This window comes from Fervidobacterium pennivorans DSM 9078 (genome assembly GCF_000235405.2).
Lineage (GTDB): Bacteria > Thermotogota > Thermotogae > Thermotogales > Fervidobacteriaceae > Fervidobacterium > Fervidobacterium pennivorans.
Genome location: NC_017095.1, coordinates 785,477 through 802,761 on the forward strand (window position 1 = coordinate 785,477; position 17,285 = coordinate 802,761).

14 protein-coding genes are annotated in these 17,285 nt (G+C 37.6%); 10 read left to right on the top strand and 4 right to left on the bottom strand.

The features are described 5' to 3' along the window. Positions 1 to 17: 17 nt before the first annotated feature. Genes FERPE_RS10585 through FERPE_RS10695 form a run of 4 tightly spaced genes read left to right on the top strand, consistent with a single transcriptional unit; the run spans position 18 to position 4,836 of the window. A complete protein-coding gene (locus tag FERPE_RS10585) occupies positions 18 to 1,046 on the top strand; it encodes a DNA methyltransferase (protein ID WP_211204753.1) in 1,029 nt (342 codons plus the stop codon). A 36-nt stretch (positions 1,047 to 1,082) separates the two neighbouring features. Next, on the top strand, positions 1,083 to 2,327 hold the full coding sequence (locus FERPE_RS03670) for a DNA methyltransferase (protein WP_211204754.1): 1,245 nt from the start codon (positions 1,083 to 1,085) through the stop codon (positions 2,325 to 2,327). Continuing rightward, entirely contained in the window at positions 2,328 to 3,776 is a 1,449-nt protein-coding gene (locus FERPE_RS10690; RefSeq protein WP_245530432.1) for a DEAD/DEAH box helicase, read from the top strand. Between the two features lie 31 nt (positions 3,777 to 3,807). Next, on the top strand, positions 3,808 to 4,836 hold the full coding sequence (locus FERPE_RS10695; protein WP_245530433.1) for a hypothetical protein: 1,029 nt from the start codon (positions 3,808 to 3,810) through the stop codon (positions 4,834 to 4,836). A gap of 404 nt (positions 4,837 to 5,240) precedes the next feature. Here the strand turns inward: FERPE_RS10695 and FERPE_RS03680 are convergent, their stop codons facing one another. The 4 genes from FERPE_RS03680 to FERPE_RS03700 all read right to left on the bottom strand — a co-directional run bounded on the left by FERPE_RS03680 (position 5,241) and on the right by FERPE_RS03700 (position 10,200). Beyond that, positions 5,241 to 6,098: a metallophosphoesterase gene (locus tag FERPE_RS03680; RefSeq protein ID WP_041263219.1), complete on the bottom strand. Its 858-nt coding sequence runs from the start codon at positions 6,096 to 6,098 to the stop codon at positions 5,241 to 5,243. 38 nt (positions 6,099 to 6,136) lie between these two features. Then, positions 6,137 to 7,063, bottom strand: a complete 927-nt coding sequence (locus FERPE_RS03685; protein WP_014451313.1) for a recombinase family protein — start codon at positions 7,061 to 7,063, stop codon at positions 6,137 to 6,139. 605 nt (positions 7,064 to 7,668) lie between these two features. Then, positions 7,669 to 9,039 (bottom strand): 23S rRNA (uracil(1939)-C(5))-methyltransferase RlmD, encoded by a 1,371-nt coding sequence (rlmD, locus tag FERPE_RS03695; RefSeq protein ID WP_014451315.1) that lies wholly within the window; start codon positions 9,037 to 9,039, stop codon positions 7,669 to 7,671. 60 nt (positions 9,040 to 9,099) lie between these two features. Beyond that, positions 9,100 to 10,200, bottom strand: a complete 1,101-nt coding sequence (locus tag FERPE_RS03700; protein WP_041262810.1) for an MFS transporter — start codon at positions 10,198 to 10,200, stop codon at positions 9,100 to 9,102. 182 nt (positions 10,201 to 10,382) lie between these two features. Here FERPE_RS03700 and FERPE_RS03705 point away from each other — a divergent pair, with 182 nt between their 5' ends. Genes FERPE_RS03705 through mnmL form a run of 6 tightly spaced genes read left to right on the top strand, consistent with a single transcriptional unit; the run spans position 10,383 to position 17,175 of the window. Next, entirely contained in the window at positions 10,383 to 10,814 is a 432-nt protein-coding gene (locus FERPE_RS03705) for a diguanylate cyclase domain-containing protein (RefSeq protein WP_014451317.1), read from the top strand. Continuing rightward, complete coding sequence (locus FERPE_RS03710) at positions 10,792 to 13,395, top strand: valine--tRNA ligase (protein WP_014451318.1); 2,604 nt, start codon at positions 10,792 to 10,794, stop codon at positions 13,393 to 13,395. Before FERPE_RS03705 ends, FERPE_RS03710 begins: the two co-directional genes overlap by 23 nt. Beyond that, positions 13,392 to 14,702, top strand: coding sequence for a bifunctional folylpolyglutamate synthase/dihydrofolate synthase (locus FERPE_RS03715; protein ID WP_014451319.1), 1,311 nt, complete (start codon positions 13,392 to 13,394; stop codon positions 14,700 to 14,702). Before FERPE_RS03710 ends, FERPE_RS03715 begins: the two co-directional genes overlap by 4 nt. Continuing rightward, positions 14,703 to 15,059 (top strand): ribosome silencing factor, encoded by a 357-nt coding sequence (gene rsfS / locus FERPE_RS03720; protein WP_014451320.1) that lies wholly within the window; start codon positions 14,703 to 14,705, stop codon positions 15,057 to 15,059. Next, entirely contained in the window at positions 15,059 to 16,291 is a 1,233-nt protein-coding gene (locus FERPE_RS03725; RefSeq protein WP_014451321.1) for an amidohydrolase, read from the top strand. Before rsfS ends, FERPE_RS03725 begins: the two co-directional genes overlap by 1 nt. Beyond that, on the top strand, positions 16,249 to 17,175 hold the full coding sequence (gene mnmL, locus FERPE_RS03730; protein WP_041262812.1) for a tRNA modification radical SAM protein MnmL/YtqA: 927 nt from the start codon (positions 16,249 to 16,251) through the stop codon (positions 17,173 to 17,175). The genes FERPE_RS03725 and mnmL overlap by 43 nt, the downstream gene beginning before the upstream one ends. Positions 17,176 to 17,285: the final 110 nt, after the last annotated feature.

Sequence of the window (17,285 nt, forward strand, 5' to 3'; positions counted from 1 at the left end):
TTAGGAGGATGAAAAATATGGCTGCAATCAATGATTTACTACGTCAAATTCCTGACACTTCTTTGCGTGATCGATTAGAACAGGAATTTGCCCGCTTATCAAAAAATAAAAAATTTGGTCTTGTATTTGAAGAGCACATTCCTGAATGTACTCCTCTATATGATGTGCCCGTAAAACGTGGCTCGACGGTTGCTCTCAAAACAGGCCATATTAACGATTTGTATACGGTGTTAAAAATAGAAAAGGATATCGCCCTTTGCCGCAACAAAGCAACAGGTGATACTAGAAATATCCCAGTTTCGGAGTTGGTTTCAGTTGCTCAATTTGGAGAACCTATTTTTCCCATGCTTCAGCCAATTGCTGCTGTAGAGAATGCACCTGACAGTAATTTATGGCACACTATTATTGAAGCAGATAATTACCACGCACTCCAGTTATTAGAGTATTTATATCCAAAGAAAGTAGACTGCATTTATATAGATCCACCATACAATACCGGTGCTCGGGATTGGAAATATAATAATGATTATGTTGATTCCACTGATAATTGGCGTCATAGTAAATGGCTATCCATGATGCAGAAACGTTTAAAGATAGCAAAAAGAATACTTGCTGATGATGGTGTTTTGATTACTACAATAGATGACAATGAATATGCTCATCTATGGATTCTCCTTCATGAAATTTTTCCAAACCTAACTCATACCTGCATAACCATTCAGCATAATCCCGGCGGAACTCAGGGCAAAAAATTTTCTGTGACTCATGAATATGCAATATTTTCATATTCATCAGAAAGTACTATTTTTCGCAAGCAACATACTGGTGGAGATGTATATAATTTAAGACGTTGGGGAAGCACTTCAGGTCGCTACGAAGGTGCAACATGTTTTTATCCAGTAATTCTAGACTCTAACTATAACATCATCGGTTTTGGTGATTTACTCGATGAAGAGTTACACCATACAGCTCAAGTAGAATATAATGCAGATGGTACAATTTATGTTTGGCCAATTGATAAGAATGGCATTGAAAAGAAATGGTGATATGGACGTGATACCGTAGAATCAGTAAAAGATAGAATGTTTATTGAAAAAAGAGGAAATCGAATAGAAATTATTTTACGTAGAGAAAGCGAACCTCCAAAAACGGTTTGGACTGATCCTTTATATAATGCAGAAGCCCATGGTACAGATATGCTTAAAACCATAATTGGTGGCGGTTTTTCTTACCCAAAATCACTCTATGCTGTCCATGATGCATTGTTATTCGCTGTATCAGGAAAGAAAAATGCTTTAATTGTCGACTTTTTTGCTGGTAGTGGAACAACGCTCCATGCGGTAAATTTACTAAACGTAGAGGATAATGGTAACCGTCGTTGTATTTTAGTAACAAATAACGAAGTATCAGACGCAGAATCAAAAGCTTTACGCGAACAAGGATATCAACCTGGCGACCCAGAATGGGAAAAACATGGTATATGTCGCTCGGTTACTTGGCCTAGGATAAAATATAGTATCCTTGGAAAACGTGATGATGGCACTATCCTATCAGGAGAGTATTACACAAACCAAACAGTATCAAAAGAGGTAGAGCGTTCATTCTATCAGCTTGGCTTTATTGAGAATCCTACGGAACTAACAACTAATGCAAAAAAGCAGCTTGTTTCTTTGCTACGCGGTAAGGATGGAAAGTCGCAATTACCACAATCATTAGTCAAAGCAGATAGTAAATTCATTGTTTCGGATAAACATTCGGCGACGATCTTGTTTGATGTAAATGCTGTTAATGAATGGCTGGAAGCTTTAGAAGATCAAGACCACATCACAGACTTTTATATAGTGGTAAAATCTGCTGCCACTTTCAAGGAAATTAAAGCACGGGTATCAAACTTGCTCGGTCCAATGAATGTAACATTGCAAGTTAAACGTCCCATGAGCGATGGTTTTCCTGCAAATGTTGAGTATTTTAAACTAGGTTTTTTAGATAAAAACAGCGTATCACTAGGTCAACAATTCCGCGAAATATTACCATTGCTTTGGCTAAAATCCGGTGCTATCGGCCGGAGGCCAGAAATAAACAGCGATGAAGAACCAGATATGTTAATTCTTCCTCAAAACGGCTTTGCAGTTCTGGTTGATGAAACAAAATATGCCGAGTTTGCAAAAAAGATTTCAGAAGTAAATAATATTAAAGTGGTATATTTTGTAACAAACTCGGAGGAAGCTTTCCGCGAAATGACTGATGGCATAAAAATAAAAAATACATACCAACTATACCGCGATTACATTGATAACTTTGTGTTGGGAAGTAGGAGGGATTCATAAATGAGAGTTACTTTATTTCCATTTCAGGAAACGGCTCTTGCAGAATTGCATGAGAAAATTAATAAAGCTCATTTAATGTGGAGCGAAAAAGACCCTCAGGTAATATCGTTTTCCGCACCTACGGGTTCTGGAAAAACTATAATTATGACTGCACTTTTTGAAGAAATCCTATATGGAGGTTCAGATAATATCGGCGATCCGAATTCAGTGTTTGTTTGGCTTTCCGATTCGCCGGAACTTAACGAGCAAACGCGATTAAAAATTGAAAGCAAATCAGACAAAATTCGTGTACGGGACTTAGTAACTGTAGATTCAAACTTTGATGCCGAGTATTTGGAGGGTGGACGTATTTATTTTATTAACACACAAAAACTCGGTTCTGACAAGTTATTAACAACTAAGTCCGATACAAGGCAATATACAATTTGGGAAACACTCACAAATACAGCTAAACGCATTCCCAAACAGTTCTATGTGGTCATTGATGAAGCACATAGAGGGACTTATACCTCTGCTCAAGCAGAAAATAAAGCACAATCCATCATGCAAAAATTCATCAAAGGTAGCGAAGAAGACGGACTTTGTATTATGCCTTTAGTTATCGGCGTGACCGCAACACCCCAGAGATTTGATAACTTAATTGCTGGGACTACTTCGACAGTACAAAAAGTTATTGTTCCACCTGAACAAGTACGTGAATCGGGGCTTTTAAAGGACAGAATCATTATTCATTACCCAGATATCCAACTTGGTGCCGATATGACAATGTTCAAAGGTGCAGTCGAAAATTGGCTTAATAAATGTGCTCACTGGAAAGCTTACTGTGAACGTGAAAATGAGAAAATGGTAAACCCTATCCTTGTCGTCCAAGTTGAGGATGGTAATGAACGAGAAATAACCCGTACCGATTTAGGGATTTGCATCGATTTGTTGGAAGAGGCAATGGGACGCAAGTTATTGCCCGGTGAAGTGGTACATACCTTTAATGATTATGGTACGATCAAAGTGCGTGACGTTGAAATTCATCAAATTGAAGCTTCTAGAATCGAAGACGAAGAAAATGTGAAGGTTGTGTTCTTCAAAATGAACCTTTCCACAGGTTGGGACTGTCCTCGTGCTGAAACAATGATGTCATTTCGTAGCGAGCAGGACTATACCTACATAGCACAGCTTTTGGGGCGTATGATTCGCACTCCTTTGGCAAGAAGAATTGCCTCCGATGCTGAACTTAATAATGTAAGTCTGTTTCTTCCATACTTTGATAAAGATACAGTAAAAAATGTTGTTAATGCTCTACATGATAGTGAATCGGTTATGCCCACTGAAACTGGTACAAATAAAGAGCTTATAACACTCGGGCGCAACCTCGCTTATTCTGATGTGTTTGATTCAATGGATAAGCTCATTACATACCGCCTGGATTCATCCCGCAAGCAAGCACCGCCTTAAGTTATTAATACAGCTTTCTAGAGCATTAACAATGGATGGTATTGATTTGGAAGCACAAAAAGCCGTTAAAAATGCAGTTTTATCAAAAATGGACGAAGAAATTGCTCGCATAAAAGTAAGTGGTGACTTTGATGGTCGAGTTGCTTCAATCACTGGATTTGCTCTTAATACGCTAACATTTGACTATGGAGAAAATGCTTATTCATTTGATGAAGCTACACAAACCATGACTGTTACCGAATTTGACATTTCTCGACATTTTGAACAAGCTGGAAGGATATTGGGAGAAGGCTTACATAAGGAGTATTGGATTCGCCACAGTACCCGAGACCATATTGAAGTAAAGATTGAAGTCATTGTGCTTACAAGTGATACTGCTGCTATGGAGCGAATAAACGCCTTTGCAGAAGAGAAATTTATTAGTCTATATGAGAATAATAAACGCTCTATTGCAAGATTAAATGAGGCTCGAAAAAACATCTATGAAAGATTAATAAATGCTTCCGCTCAACCAATAGCTATTCCTTGGGTATTGCCAGATTCAATCGATTTTTCAGTTTCAGATAACAGTATAAAAATTGATCGACACCTCTATTGTTCTGAGGATGGAACATTCCAAGCATCACTAAACCCATGGGAAAAGGGAGTTATTGAAGAAGAACTAAAAAACGGTGCCGTTTGCTGGTTACGTAATCTTGATCGTAAAAAGTGGTCACTTGAAATCCCATATGAGGTCGGCGGTGTTATCACTTCTATGTTTCCTGATTTAGTGGTAGTGAGAGCTGATGCACAAGGTTACATTTTTGATATTCTAGAACCACACGACCCCAGCCGTAAGGACAATTATCCCAAGGCAGTTGGCCTAGCAAAATTCGCAGAGAAACATTGGGATAAATTTGGAAGAATTCAACTTATCCGGCAAAAGAAAGGATTAGACGGTCGTGAACATTTCTATAGACTTGATATGGCAAAAGTAGCTGTTAGAAATAAAGTTCGTGGCATTACATCAAACGAGGAACTTGATAGAATTTTTGATACGGATGCTGAGCGAGAAGATTAAATTATACATCCATCCTGTATCCTCAACCCCCTGTAAAAAAGGCGGTTATCTAATCTGGTAACTCAACTATTAATTTTCGGGACGGTTGATATGTTCCCTCAAGCAACAAAAATAAGGGTTTCCTGACATTGCCACATCCGGCATCGGCCTCGAGAAAAACTAAATGTCTGGAAACCCTTTATTTACAAGCTTTTCAGTTTTTTATTTCTCAACCTTTGACATCAATGTGACGCACTCAACGTGAAATACTTAGGCTATTTATGGAATAAGTCAATAAATCGTAAGATATCTTTATTTATCAATGTTTACTCGTCGTTTTTCTTTTCTATGTCATCTATGCTTACCTTTAAGAAAGTAGGCTATTTTGTTTTTATGCTTCAAAAGACCCTGTAAGCTAGGTTTTATCATTGAGAATATAATTGGACAATAACCACTTCTGGCCTGTTATTAATTCTTACAGGAATTATGCTGTTTCCAATACCACGACTGACAATCATCGTAGTATTGGCTTCATGATATTCTCCTGCATCATATTTTGGGAAAAACCCCTGATTTGGAGCAATAACGCCCCCTATAAAAGGAATTCTGAACTGCCCGCCATGTGCATGACCACTGAGAACTAAATCAATGTCATTTTTTACATATACTCCAAAGAATTCTGGTCTGTGCGACAATAAAATCTTGAACCCATCTTTTAAATTCATATTGTAAAGTTTAGCCTCTAGCATGCTCTCTTGAAGGTAAGGAGCCTGATCTGAAAAATCAGGATCGTCCAAACCAATCAGTTGAATGCTGTCTTTATCATTCGATATTGTAATCACCTCATCACGTAATACAGTGACACCTGCGTCGAGCAATTGTTCTTCCAGTTCATAGTAGATATCTCCAATCCATGCCTCATGGTTGCCTGTCACATAATAGCACGGAGAAATTTTTACCGCCTGTTGAATAAACTTTATTGCAATGTCTATGTCCATGTGATTTGAATCTACCAGATCACCAGTAATAACAATGATATCAGGATTCTCCTCTTTCAAGATTTTAATTGTTTTCGAATTATCCTCTCCAAATTCTGAATTATGCAAATCTGCAATCTGTGCAATCTTATATCCTTCAAATGCAACTGGCAAACGCTCCAAAGTTATCTTATAACGAGTGGTGCCTACTGTAAGATTACCCCAGACGGTTATAGCTCCAAAAACAGCCAATAAGATTAGAATTGTAATTATGATGATTCTTTTTGATTTATTATTATTTTTCATTTTTTTCAATCCAAATAACCTCCATAAATCCAAATTTGCTATTTTCTCTTAGAACTGTACTTTTTATTTTTTCTCTGGTTGCCATCTTCACCCTTTATAACATTACTTCTATTTGCCTTCTCAATCTGTACTGCCTTAAACTGTTCATCACTTATAATAGAAGGATTATTATCTTCAGAAATATAATGAGCTTCGTACTTCCCTGAATTTAATAGTCGAACTATTCCTATATATTTTTCATTACTTAACATTACATCAATTGTCCTTTTACTCCACTTATCTTTTCCAGTTGGGGATTTAATACCAAGCTTTTCTAACTCTTCAATTATTCCTATAATACTTTTGCCTTGAAGGTAAAAATCAAATATTAGCTGTACATTTTTAGCCTCTTCATCATCTATAATAAGACTGCCATCAACATCATTTTTATAGCCATAACATTTACGGTTATACAGCTTTGAAGTGCCTTGTGCCGCTCTTTGTTTAATACCCCATTTTATATTATCACTTCTAGATTCATTTTCCGCCTGTGCAATAGCTTCGATGATAGATATCATAAGGTCACTATCTGTATTTGCAGTATCTAGATCTTCTTGCTCAAATATTACACGAACTCCTAACGTTTTTAGTTGATTTAATGCTTCAAGTGTATCCACTGTATCTCTACCAAATCGGCTAATACTCTTAGTGAGTATTATATCTAGATTATGGGAGTTGCAATCTTCAAGCATACGAGAGAACTCTTTGCGAGAAGAACCGGTTTTCCCAGAGGCAATATCCATATAAACATCAACAAGTAACCATTGAGGCGTGGCCGCAGTTACCCTTGTAAGGGCAGATACTTGAGCAGTAAGGCTTTTCAATTGTTCAAAACTATTACTACTGACCCGGCAGTAAATACCTACTCTTTTCTCTCGTTTTGGAGGTTTAGGTGGTATAAAATGAACTTTTGGGTTTTTAGACATGTTCTACCTCCAAATTAATATTTTTTATAAACAATCAACATAAAAAGTATTATTAATTTCTTTCATTTTCTTTTTTATTAATAACTTAAGAATAATAGCAATAAATATTATTACAGCAGTACCCCACCCATATACTTGAATACTCATGTGCCAAGGTGTCGATTGAATCTCATATAAACCTGGATTATTTCTAAAATCAAAATATGTATATATACTATGAGCAATAAACACACCGATAAATGAACCAATTAAACAATTCAAGAAATTATTTATTTTTTTAAACATGCTGATCCCCACTTCCAATTCATATAAAATAAAGCCTTAAAATTTTATAAACGTACACACTGACTATTCAACATATAGCAAAACATTATTTATGATATGTAGGCTATTTAAAATATCTTATCACATCTATCCTATCTCCACAACCCTACCAATCCATCTAATCTGTCAACTCAACCCTATGGCAATTTTAGTCTTTGATATGTTTCCTCAACCACTAAAAATAAGGGTTTCCCAGCATTATCAGCTCTAGAAAATAATCTAGAAAAACTAACTACACTTGGAAACCCTTGATTTATCAATGTTTTAAATACACCTTATTTTTATACCCTTGACATCAATACCACCGTCTCAACATGATACGTTTGAGGAAACATGTCAAATGGTTGAACGGCTAGTATGTTGTAGTGTTCTTTCAAAACGGCCAAGTCCCTTGCAAGTGTTGATGGATCGCAAGAAATATATGCGATTTTCTCGGGTTTAACTCTTATTATATGTTCACATACGGACTTTCCTGCGCCTCCTCTTGGAGGGTCGAGCACGATTACATTTGCTTTATCATCGTAAGAACGAATGAATTCCTCAACATCTGTTTCTTCATATTTTACATTTCTCAAGTTGTTTATATTGGCGTTTGCTCTCCCTGCTTTGACCGCTATATGCGAACTTTCAACAGCGACAACATATTTCGAAAGCATCGCCAACCTCATTGTAAACGTTCCTACTCCTGCGTATAAATCTAAGACCTTTTCGTTTCCTTTTAGGTCAAGTTGCTTAATAACGTATTCTATCATCTTAGCTGCTATATGGTAATTATTTTGGAAGAAAGCAGTTGGTGGAATTTGGAATTTTTCATAATCCATCTCCACTTCCAAAACGCCTGAACCATAAAGTGTTTTATACGGTCCTCTTAAAACTACGCTGTCGGAAGAGTTCATAACATGGATAATAGAGTTTACTTGTGGAACTCTTCTAAGTAGTTCAGCACGTATAAATTTTGCCTCATCAAACCTTTCGGTTTTTGTTACGAATATTGCCATAGTTTGATTATTTGAATGGGAATACCTCATAACCAAATGCTTAAGCATACCAGAACCCGTTCTCGGATTGTAAATCTTAGCTTTGCTCAATTCAACAATTTCAGGCGCGACTTCGAGCACCTTGTTAAATGAAGAAGGCGAAATAGGACATTCCTTTATATTTATTACCTTGTTGCTATTTCTCATTTTCAATCCCAGTATAACTCCTTCAGTATTGCTGTAAAAAAACGCAAATTCCATTTTATTCCTGTATCCGAATTCTAAATCACTTGGAATAGTTGGATTTACATCGACATCAATCTTTCCTATCCGTTTCAACTGTTCCTTTACAACCAGGGTCTTTAATTCAAGTTGCTTTTCGTACTTGACGTCCATCATCTGACATCCGCCACAAATACCGTAATATTTACACCTAGGTGTTCTTCGAAACTCTGACTTTTCAAGTAAAGTTTTCAACCTTCCAAAAGCCACATCAGATTTTTCTTGCACGACTTCTATTTCAGCCAAATCACCCGGATATGTCCCCTCAACAAAAACCAATTTACCACCGGGCAGTTTTCCAATACCGTACCCTCCGTAAGCGTACCTTTCTATGTAAACTGTGTAAAGTTGCTCAACTTTTTCACTTTTTTTGTAAAAGTCTTTATCAGTCATAACCATCTTCCTCCTGCTTTATCGTGTCTAAGTCATTCTTACCCAATTTTAACACACAGATTATTTTGTATCAAATTTTTGGACGATCCCGAAATATATCGACGCTACAAAAGCTACGGGTATAGCAAGCCCTAATGATAAAACCACATCGTTGCCGAATACAGAATTATAACCAGTTGCTATGAAATCCCCCAATGACCATGCAAACCCCATAGCAACAGATGATGCTAAGGCTTTCCTATTCGGTAATATTTTCTGTGCTTGAACAACATTTGCTGACATGAGCAAAAATCCAAAAAAGTCAAAAAGGACAAAGGAAATGAAAATTGGTAAAACACTTTTACTGGATATTAACCAGCATATCGCTAACCCCATACCTATAAATGCTGCTAAATCTTGTTTCTTCGCACCTATTTTCTCCATTAAAATAACTCCGAGGTAGTTTGCAAAGACGCCTGCAATCATTCCACTTGTTATTAACAAACCTGAGAGAGAAATCGAATAAGAGCGTATTTTTGTGACGTATATAGGTGTATAAGCGTGGACAACAGACATGAGAAAACTTCGAACCGTGACAACTAATAGTATGGGCAATAGTTTTGCAACCTCTCTTAAGTCGAATTTTGAGTTGTGCACAGTCCTGTTTGGAATATTAAGTCTGAGTAAGAAACTGGCTAAAATAAATGCCGGTAGTGATACAACCCAAAGTGATTCTATCGGAAAATGTGATACATAAAGGGATATAAAAACAGGTCCGAGTGCAGCACCAATTGTTCCTGCAATAGAGAAGAATGCAACACTCCGACCACCAACCTCGCCAGCCATAGAAGCACCTAAAGGATGAAAGGCAGAGTTTGCAATTCTAACAACAAAAACCGCGGATATGAACATCCAAAAGTTTGTGGAAATACCTATCAGTGATACACCTATCGCTTCCAAAACATACATTGTAAAGAGCAAACTCTTGGTGTATTTGACTCTGTCAAAAAAGAATCCAAAGAATATCTGCAAAAGGCTAGCTATCGCTGATGATAATGCCAAAAAAGAGGTAAGTATGCGAATTTCTATTGGAAATTTCTGGATAATGAACGGTCCCAAGGGATTGAAGAAAGAAACGTAAAAGTCTAAAAAGAAGTGTGAAAATATTGAAAGTAGCGACATTAAATTAAACCCCATAAAATTTTTACACTCCTTTCTAGGTTCTTGTTTATCACTTTTAGTCATTTAAAAGTTTGTCATGCGAACAATTTAAATTTCGTTACTTATTCTATCACACATGCCATATTCTCACAATATGACAAATGTGGTAAAATAATTTAAACAGGAAAGTGGGAGGTATTCGGATGAAGGGTATTCACAAGTTATTAACAGGCGAATGGGTTGATCCAATTACGAGACTTCCAAATCAGGAGTTCGTAAAAAACGTATTTGAAGAACTTAGGCAAAGCAATGAAAAATTTTATGTTTTGCACATCACACTGAAATTTCAAGCTAGCACCGAAGATTTAAGAAATTTTGTGCTCTCTAGAGTTTCTTCTGTTATAAAACACAGTGTGAGGATACCCAAGGATTTTGTTTGCAAACTTGAAGGGAACGATTTTTGTATAGTTCTCCACGGGGTAGGAGAAAATGAGGTCATGAAGATTTCTAATAGAATAAAGGATTCTTTGCACTACCTTCTGTTAACCTACGGTTCAGAGAGAATACAGATAGATTGTGACATAGAAATAAGTGCTATCGGAGGTGTCAAGGATGGAGATAGGAACGCGATATGACCCAACAAATATTGAGATGAAGTGGTACAAAAAGTGGCTTGAAAAAGGTTATTTTACGCCAAAGGGGAGTGGTCCAAAGTACTCAATTGTTATTCCACCGCCAAATATCACGGGCAGAATTCACATGGGACATGCCCTTAATATCACTATTCAAGATATTTTAAGTCGTTACAAGCGCATGCAAGGTTTCGACGTACTATGGCTTCCTGGTGAAGACCACGCAGGTATTGCAACGCAAACAGCTGTTGAGAAATACATTGCTACTCAGGGCAAAAGTAGGAGAGACTTTACTCGAGAAGAGTTCTTAAGGATTGTATGGGATTGGGCAAATAAATACAGAGAAGAGATAAAAAAGCAAATAATGTCAATTGGTGCGTCCGTTGACTGGACTCGTGAACGTTTCACGCTAGATGAAGGTTTGTCCAAGGCAGTCAGAAAGGTTTTTGTAGAGTTATATAAGAAGGGTTTAATCTATAAAGGTAAGTACATAGTTAATTGGTGTCACAGATGTGGAACAGTGCTTTCAGATGAGGAAGTGGAATATCACGAGGAAGAGGGAGCTCTTTACTATATCAAATATCCAATCAAAGGCGAAGAGGATTATTTGGTGATAGCTACCACAAGACCTGAAACTATGCTTGGTGATACCGCTGTTGCAGTTCATCCGTCAGATGAGAGATACAAAAATTACGTAGGAAAGACTGCGATATTGCCGTTAGTTGGAAGAGAGTTACCAATCATAGCCGATAATTACGTTGACCCATCGTTTGGGACTGGTGCACTGAAGGTAACACCAGCGCACGATCCAAACGACTATCTCATAGGTCAAAGGCATAACTTGCCGTTTGTTGATATATTCGACGAAAATATTGTTATCAACGAAAATGGTGGTAAATTCAAGGGATTAACCGCATCTGAAGCAAGGAAGGCGGTCATTGCTGAGTTGGAAGCACAGGGATACCTTGTAAAAATTGAAAAGATTAAACACTCAGTCGGACACTGTTACAGATGTGACACTGTTGTAGAACCAAGGTTGATGGACCAATGGTTTGTGAGTATGAAACCACTGGCAAAGAGAGCGATAGAAGCTGTTGAAAATGACGAAGTCAGATTCATTCCTGAAAGATGGAAGAAAGTTTATCTAAATTGGATGTATGAAATCAGAGATTGGTGTATAAGCAGGCAACTTTGGTGGGGACACAGGATTCCTGTCTGGCAATGTCAAGATTGTGGACATTACAACGTTTCAGAAGATGAACCGAAGGTTTGTGAAAAATGTGGTAGCGCAAATCTAAGACAAGACGAAGATGTACTTGACACGTGGTTCAGCTCAGCACTTTGGCCATTTAGTACAATGGGCTGGCCTGAGGAGACAGAAGACTTGAAACGATACTATCCAACCGATGTTTTAGTCACAGGTTTTGACATTATCTTCTTCTGGGTTGCAAGAATGATAATGATGGGCTATGAATTCATGAAGGAAAAACCGTTCAGTGAAGTGTATATACACCAACTTGTAAGAGATAAATACGGTAGAAAGATGAGCAAGTCTCTTGGAAACGGAATCGATCCGCTCGAAGTTATTGATGAATATGGTGCCGATCCTATGAGGTTTACACTTGCTATCCTTGCCGCACAAGGAAGGGACCTAAAACTTGATGTACGATTCTTTGATACATACAAGAAATTTGCTAATAAGATATGGAACGCCTCTCGATTCGTATTCATGAACCTTGATGACTTTGAAAAGATGGAAATTCAGAAAGAGCACCTGAAATTGTCAGATAAATGGATTCTCTCGAGGCTACAGAAAACGATTAAAAAAGTGACAGAGGCACTTGATAACTATGATTTCAATATAGCGGCGGGAGAAATTTATAACTTCTTCTGGGATGAACTCTGCGACTGGTATATCGAGGCTGTAAAGAATAGGCTTAAATCTGAGGACAAGAAAATTGTACAAAACGTGCTTGTTTACGTACTCGATATGAGCTTAAGACTGTTGCATCCATTTATGCCGTTCTTGACGGAGGAATTGTGGACAAAACTTCCAACTGCTGGTGAATCAATAGTTGTTGCTCCCTGGCCAAAGGTAGCAGAGGAATATGTTGACGAAACTGCCGAGAAGAGATTCGAAGAAATAATGGCTCTCATTAGAGGCGTCAGAAATGTTAGAGCCGAAGTAAATGTTCCGCAATCAACAAAAGTAGATCTCTTTATCAAAGGAATGCTAAATGAAGAAGAGCAAGAATATATAAGATTCCTTGGCAATGTTTCAAACATTCAGTTTACAGAATCAAGGCCAAAGCTTTGTGCAACAGCTTACGTGTCATTAAACTTAGAAGCTTACGTTTCTCTTGGAGAACTTATCGATGTGAATGCGGAAGTTCAAAGGCTCAAGAAAAAGGTTGAAAAACTAAAGGCAGATTTAGAAAAATTTGCAAAGAAACTGGAAGATGAAAACTTCCTTAAGAATGCTCCTGAGGATATCGTCGAAGAAACAAAAGAAAAGCAAAGGACATTCTTAGAACAGATAAATAGAATTGAATTGATAATTTCCGACTTGGAGGCTCAGGGATGATTTCCGCAACATTTTTAGACACTCTAAAATATCTATACTTCACACGCCCTTACAACACAATGAAGCTTGGTTTGTTCAGAATAGAAAATCTCCTCTCCAGAATGGGTAACCCCCATTCTGGAGTTAAATATTTCCATGTGACTGGTTCAAATGGAAAAGGGAGTGTTACAACTTTTCTTGAATACTTGACATATCACCATGGGCATAATGTAACGGGATTTTACTCACCACACTTATCAACAATCCTGGAGCGGTTCCATTACAACACACAGAATATAAGTCAAGAAGAATTTGTGGAAGCAGCATTTGAGGTCAAAAAACATGCGGAAGAGATGGATAAACTTGGTGAAGAATTCTCTCCGAGTTTCTTTGAGTATATGACTGCGATGTATTTTTACATAACGAAAAAAAAGAACGCAGAATACGGAAGTGTTGAAGTTGGATTGGGAGGAAGGTTTGATTCAACGAACGTTATAATACCAGAAATTTCCGTAATTTGCACCGTCTCTTTAGAACATACGAACGTTCTCGGTAATACTGTTGAGCAAATTGCCTTTGAAAAAGCCGGAATCATAAAAGAAAAGAAGCCTGTCGTCGTTGGTTTAATGGCAGATTCGGCATTAGAAGTAATAAGGCAAATTGCCAAACAGAAAAATTCTAAAGTATACGAATACGGGAAAGATTTCTATGTGGAACCTGTTCAGTTTTCGTTTAACGAAAATGTCTATGATTACTACGGTGATACAACCATCAAAGGTATAAAAGTTCGGTTGAATGGAAAGCACCAGCTATACAACGTTGGACTGGCATTAAAAGCTTTTGAAGTTACGCACAGAATTAATGAAAAAGCTGTAAAAAAAGCATTTGAAGAAGCATTTATACCCGGCAGATTTGAAATGGTGAACGGAGTAGTATTAGATGGTTCGCATAATCCACAAGCGGCCGAAAAATTCGCCGAAAATCTAGATTTATACTTCCCTGGAAAAAGAAGAGCTTCAGTTTTTGGTATAGTAGATGACAAAGATAAAGAGGGTGTGCTAAAAGTAATTGCTCCGAAATTCGATTTGTTAATAGTGACAAAGCCACCCTCGAAAAGGGCCGAGAAAGTAGCTGAAACTTATGAAATTGCGAAGAGATATAACTCAAATGTTATTCTTGAACCAGATTATATCAAGGCTGTCAACTTGCTAAAAGAAACAGACGCAGATGTTAAATTTGTGACTGGTTCATTTTATCTGGTTGGGTATGTTCGTGATTATCTACTGAATGGAAAGATAAGCGAAGAACTAACGATAGGAGGTGCTTAAGTGTTGGTGAGCCAAGAAAAAAGTGAAATTAGCTTAATCAAAGATCTACTTGTGTTACTCGAAAAGAAAGAAGCAATTGAACCCGTTGTGCTTAACATGAGTAAAACAAGACTCTTAACCGATTATTTTGTTATTTGCACGGCGAACAGTAATATACATATGAAAAGCCTTAGAGATGAGGTTGTTGAGTTCTTCAATGAAAAAGGTAAAGAAATTATCTATTACGACCGAGGAGAAGGTTACGATTGGATTCTTATTGATGCCGGCGATATCGTGGTCCACATATTCACCAAAAGTGCACGAGAGTTCTACGACCTAGAGCATCTATGGATTGATGCAGAAAGGGTTGTTTTTTAATGCTTTTGAAGAATGGTAAAGCTCTTATTGGATTAGAACTTAGAAATTGTGATATCAGAATAGAGAACGGAATGATAAAAGAAATATCTGAAAACTTGGTTCCATTAGATAATGAAGATGTCATTGACCTAACAGGGAAGATAATTACTCCTGGTTTTGTTAACACTCACACCCATGTTGCTATGTCTTTACTCAGAGGATATGCGGAAGACCTTCCGTTCAAAGAGTGGCTCTTTGGTAAAATACTTCCAGCTGAAGAAAGACTCACGCCCGAAGCCGTTTATTACGGTTCGCTAGTCTCTATGATGGAAATGGCGGCGCATGGTGTTGTTGCCTTTTGCGATATGTATTTCCATGAAGATATGGTAGCAAAAGCTGTGGCTGATTTTGGTTTGAAGGCATTGCTGACCAGAGGGCTTGTTGACACTGGTGGGGATGACAACGGTAGACTTGAAGAAAATTTGAAATTATTCAGAAAGTGGAATGAATATGAGGATAGAATCTACATTGGACTTGGTCCACATGCTCCTTACAGCTGTTCTAAAAGTTATCTTTCAAAGATTGTAGATATCGCAAAAACAGAAGATATTCCAGTAACGATGCATTTTTTTGAAAATGCATGGGAATACGAAATGTATACTCCCAGGGAAATCATGGACATAGGATTCCACAAAGTACACTTCATTCCCGTCCATTGCACACAGTTAAAACGTGAAGATATACCTTTGCTTGAAGGCTCATATCCGTCAATAAACACAGTAAGCAATATGAAACTTGGAAACGGAATACCACCTGTCACTGAGATGCTCAAGAATGGAATTAAAATTACAATTGGAACAGACGGACCTGCAAGCAATAACTCACAAAATTTACTTTCCGATTTAAGGATTTCTGTTTTAGCTCAGAAGAGTTATTCACCCGAGAATTTCAAAGTTGAAGAGGCATTCAACGCTATAACAAGGAACGGTTATTTAGCGCTCCGTTTAACTGGTGGGACAATCGAAGTGGGGAACCCTGCCGATTTTGCGATTTTCGAAGCCTCACACATCCAGTTACAACCAATCGATAACTTTTTGAAGAACCTCATTCACGCTTACACCGATAGGGTTTATGCAACAATGGTAAATGGTAGATTCGTCTATATTAATGGCTCATATCCGACGGTTGACGTTGAGGAGGTGTTGGAAAAATTTTCGACTTTCTCGAGGATGGTTACAGGTACAGAAAGCTAAGCGTTGAATTAAAAAAGAAGTTTGGGGAAAAGGTACAAAGATTACCGCTTAACGCAGGTTTCACGTGTCCAAATAGAGAAAATGGAAGACCAGGTTGTTTTTTCTGCGATGAAACGGGTAGTGGTTTTAGCACTTTTGCAGGATTAAGTGTTAAAGAACAGTTAGAGAAAATGAAGCAGAAGTACCGAAAAAAAGGTATTAGAAAATTCATTGCGTATTTTCAAAACTATACAAACACTTACGCCCCCTTAGACGTCTTGAGACAGACCTATACAGAAGCGATAGATGAAGATGTTGTTCAACTTGATATCGCAACAAGACCAGACTGCATAAACGAAGAAATTTTAAAGATGGTTGACGAGATAAGGAAAGGTTACGGTATTCAGGTCTCTTTTGATGTAGGTTTGCAAACTGCAAATTATCATACTTTGGTTAAGATAAACAGAGGACACACGTTGGGAGAATACATTTACGCTGTGAATCTTCTGAAAAAATATGAATTTGAAGTTGTATCGCACGTAATTTTGAATTTGCCAGGAGATAATACATTAGATGTTGTAGAAAGCGCAAAGATAATTTCCGCACTTGGAGTGGATGGTGTGAAACTTCATTCGTTGTATGTTGTCGAAGGCTCCATGTTCGGTGAGATGTTTAAAGCAGGAAAATTACAGTTAGGAACTCTTGAAGAATACGTGGAGCGAGCAGTTGCTTTCCTTGAGAATCTATCGCCACGGATAGTTATTCATAGACTTGTTGCAGACCCACCCTTAACTGGTACACTTTTTGGAAATTGGGGAAGGACAAAAACCGAGATCGTTAACTTGATAGAAAATAGATTGATAGAAAAAGATACTTACCAAGGCAAAAGGGCTAAGATAATGTAAATAATCGAGTAGAAGCTGGGTAATTAGGTAATTTGCCCAACGTCCTCTCTCACACCACCGTACGCACCGTGCGATATATGGTGGTTTCTTAGTTGATTTGCGCTACTGCA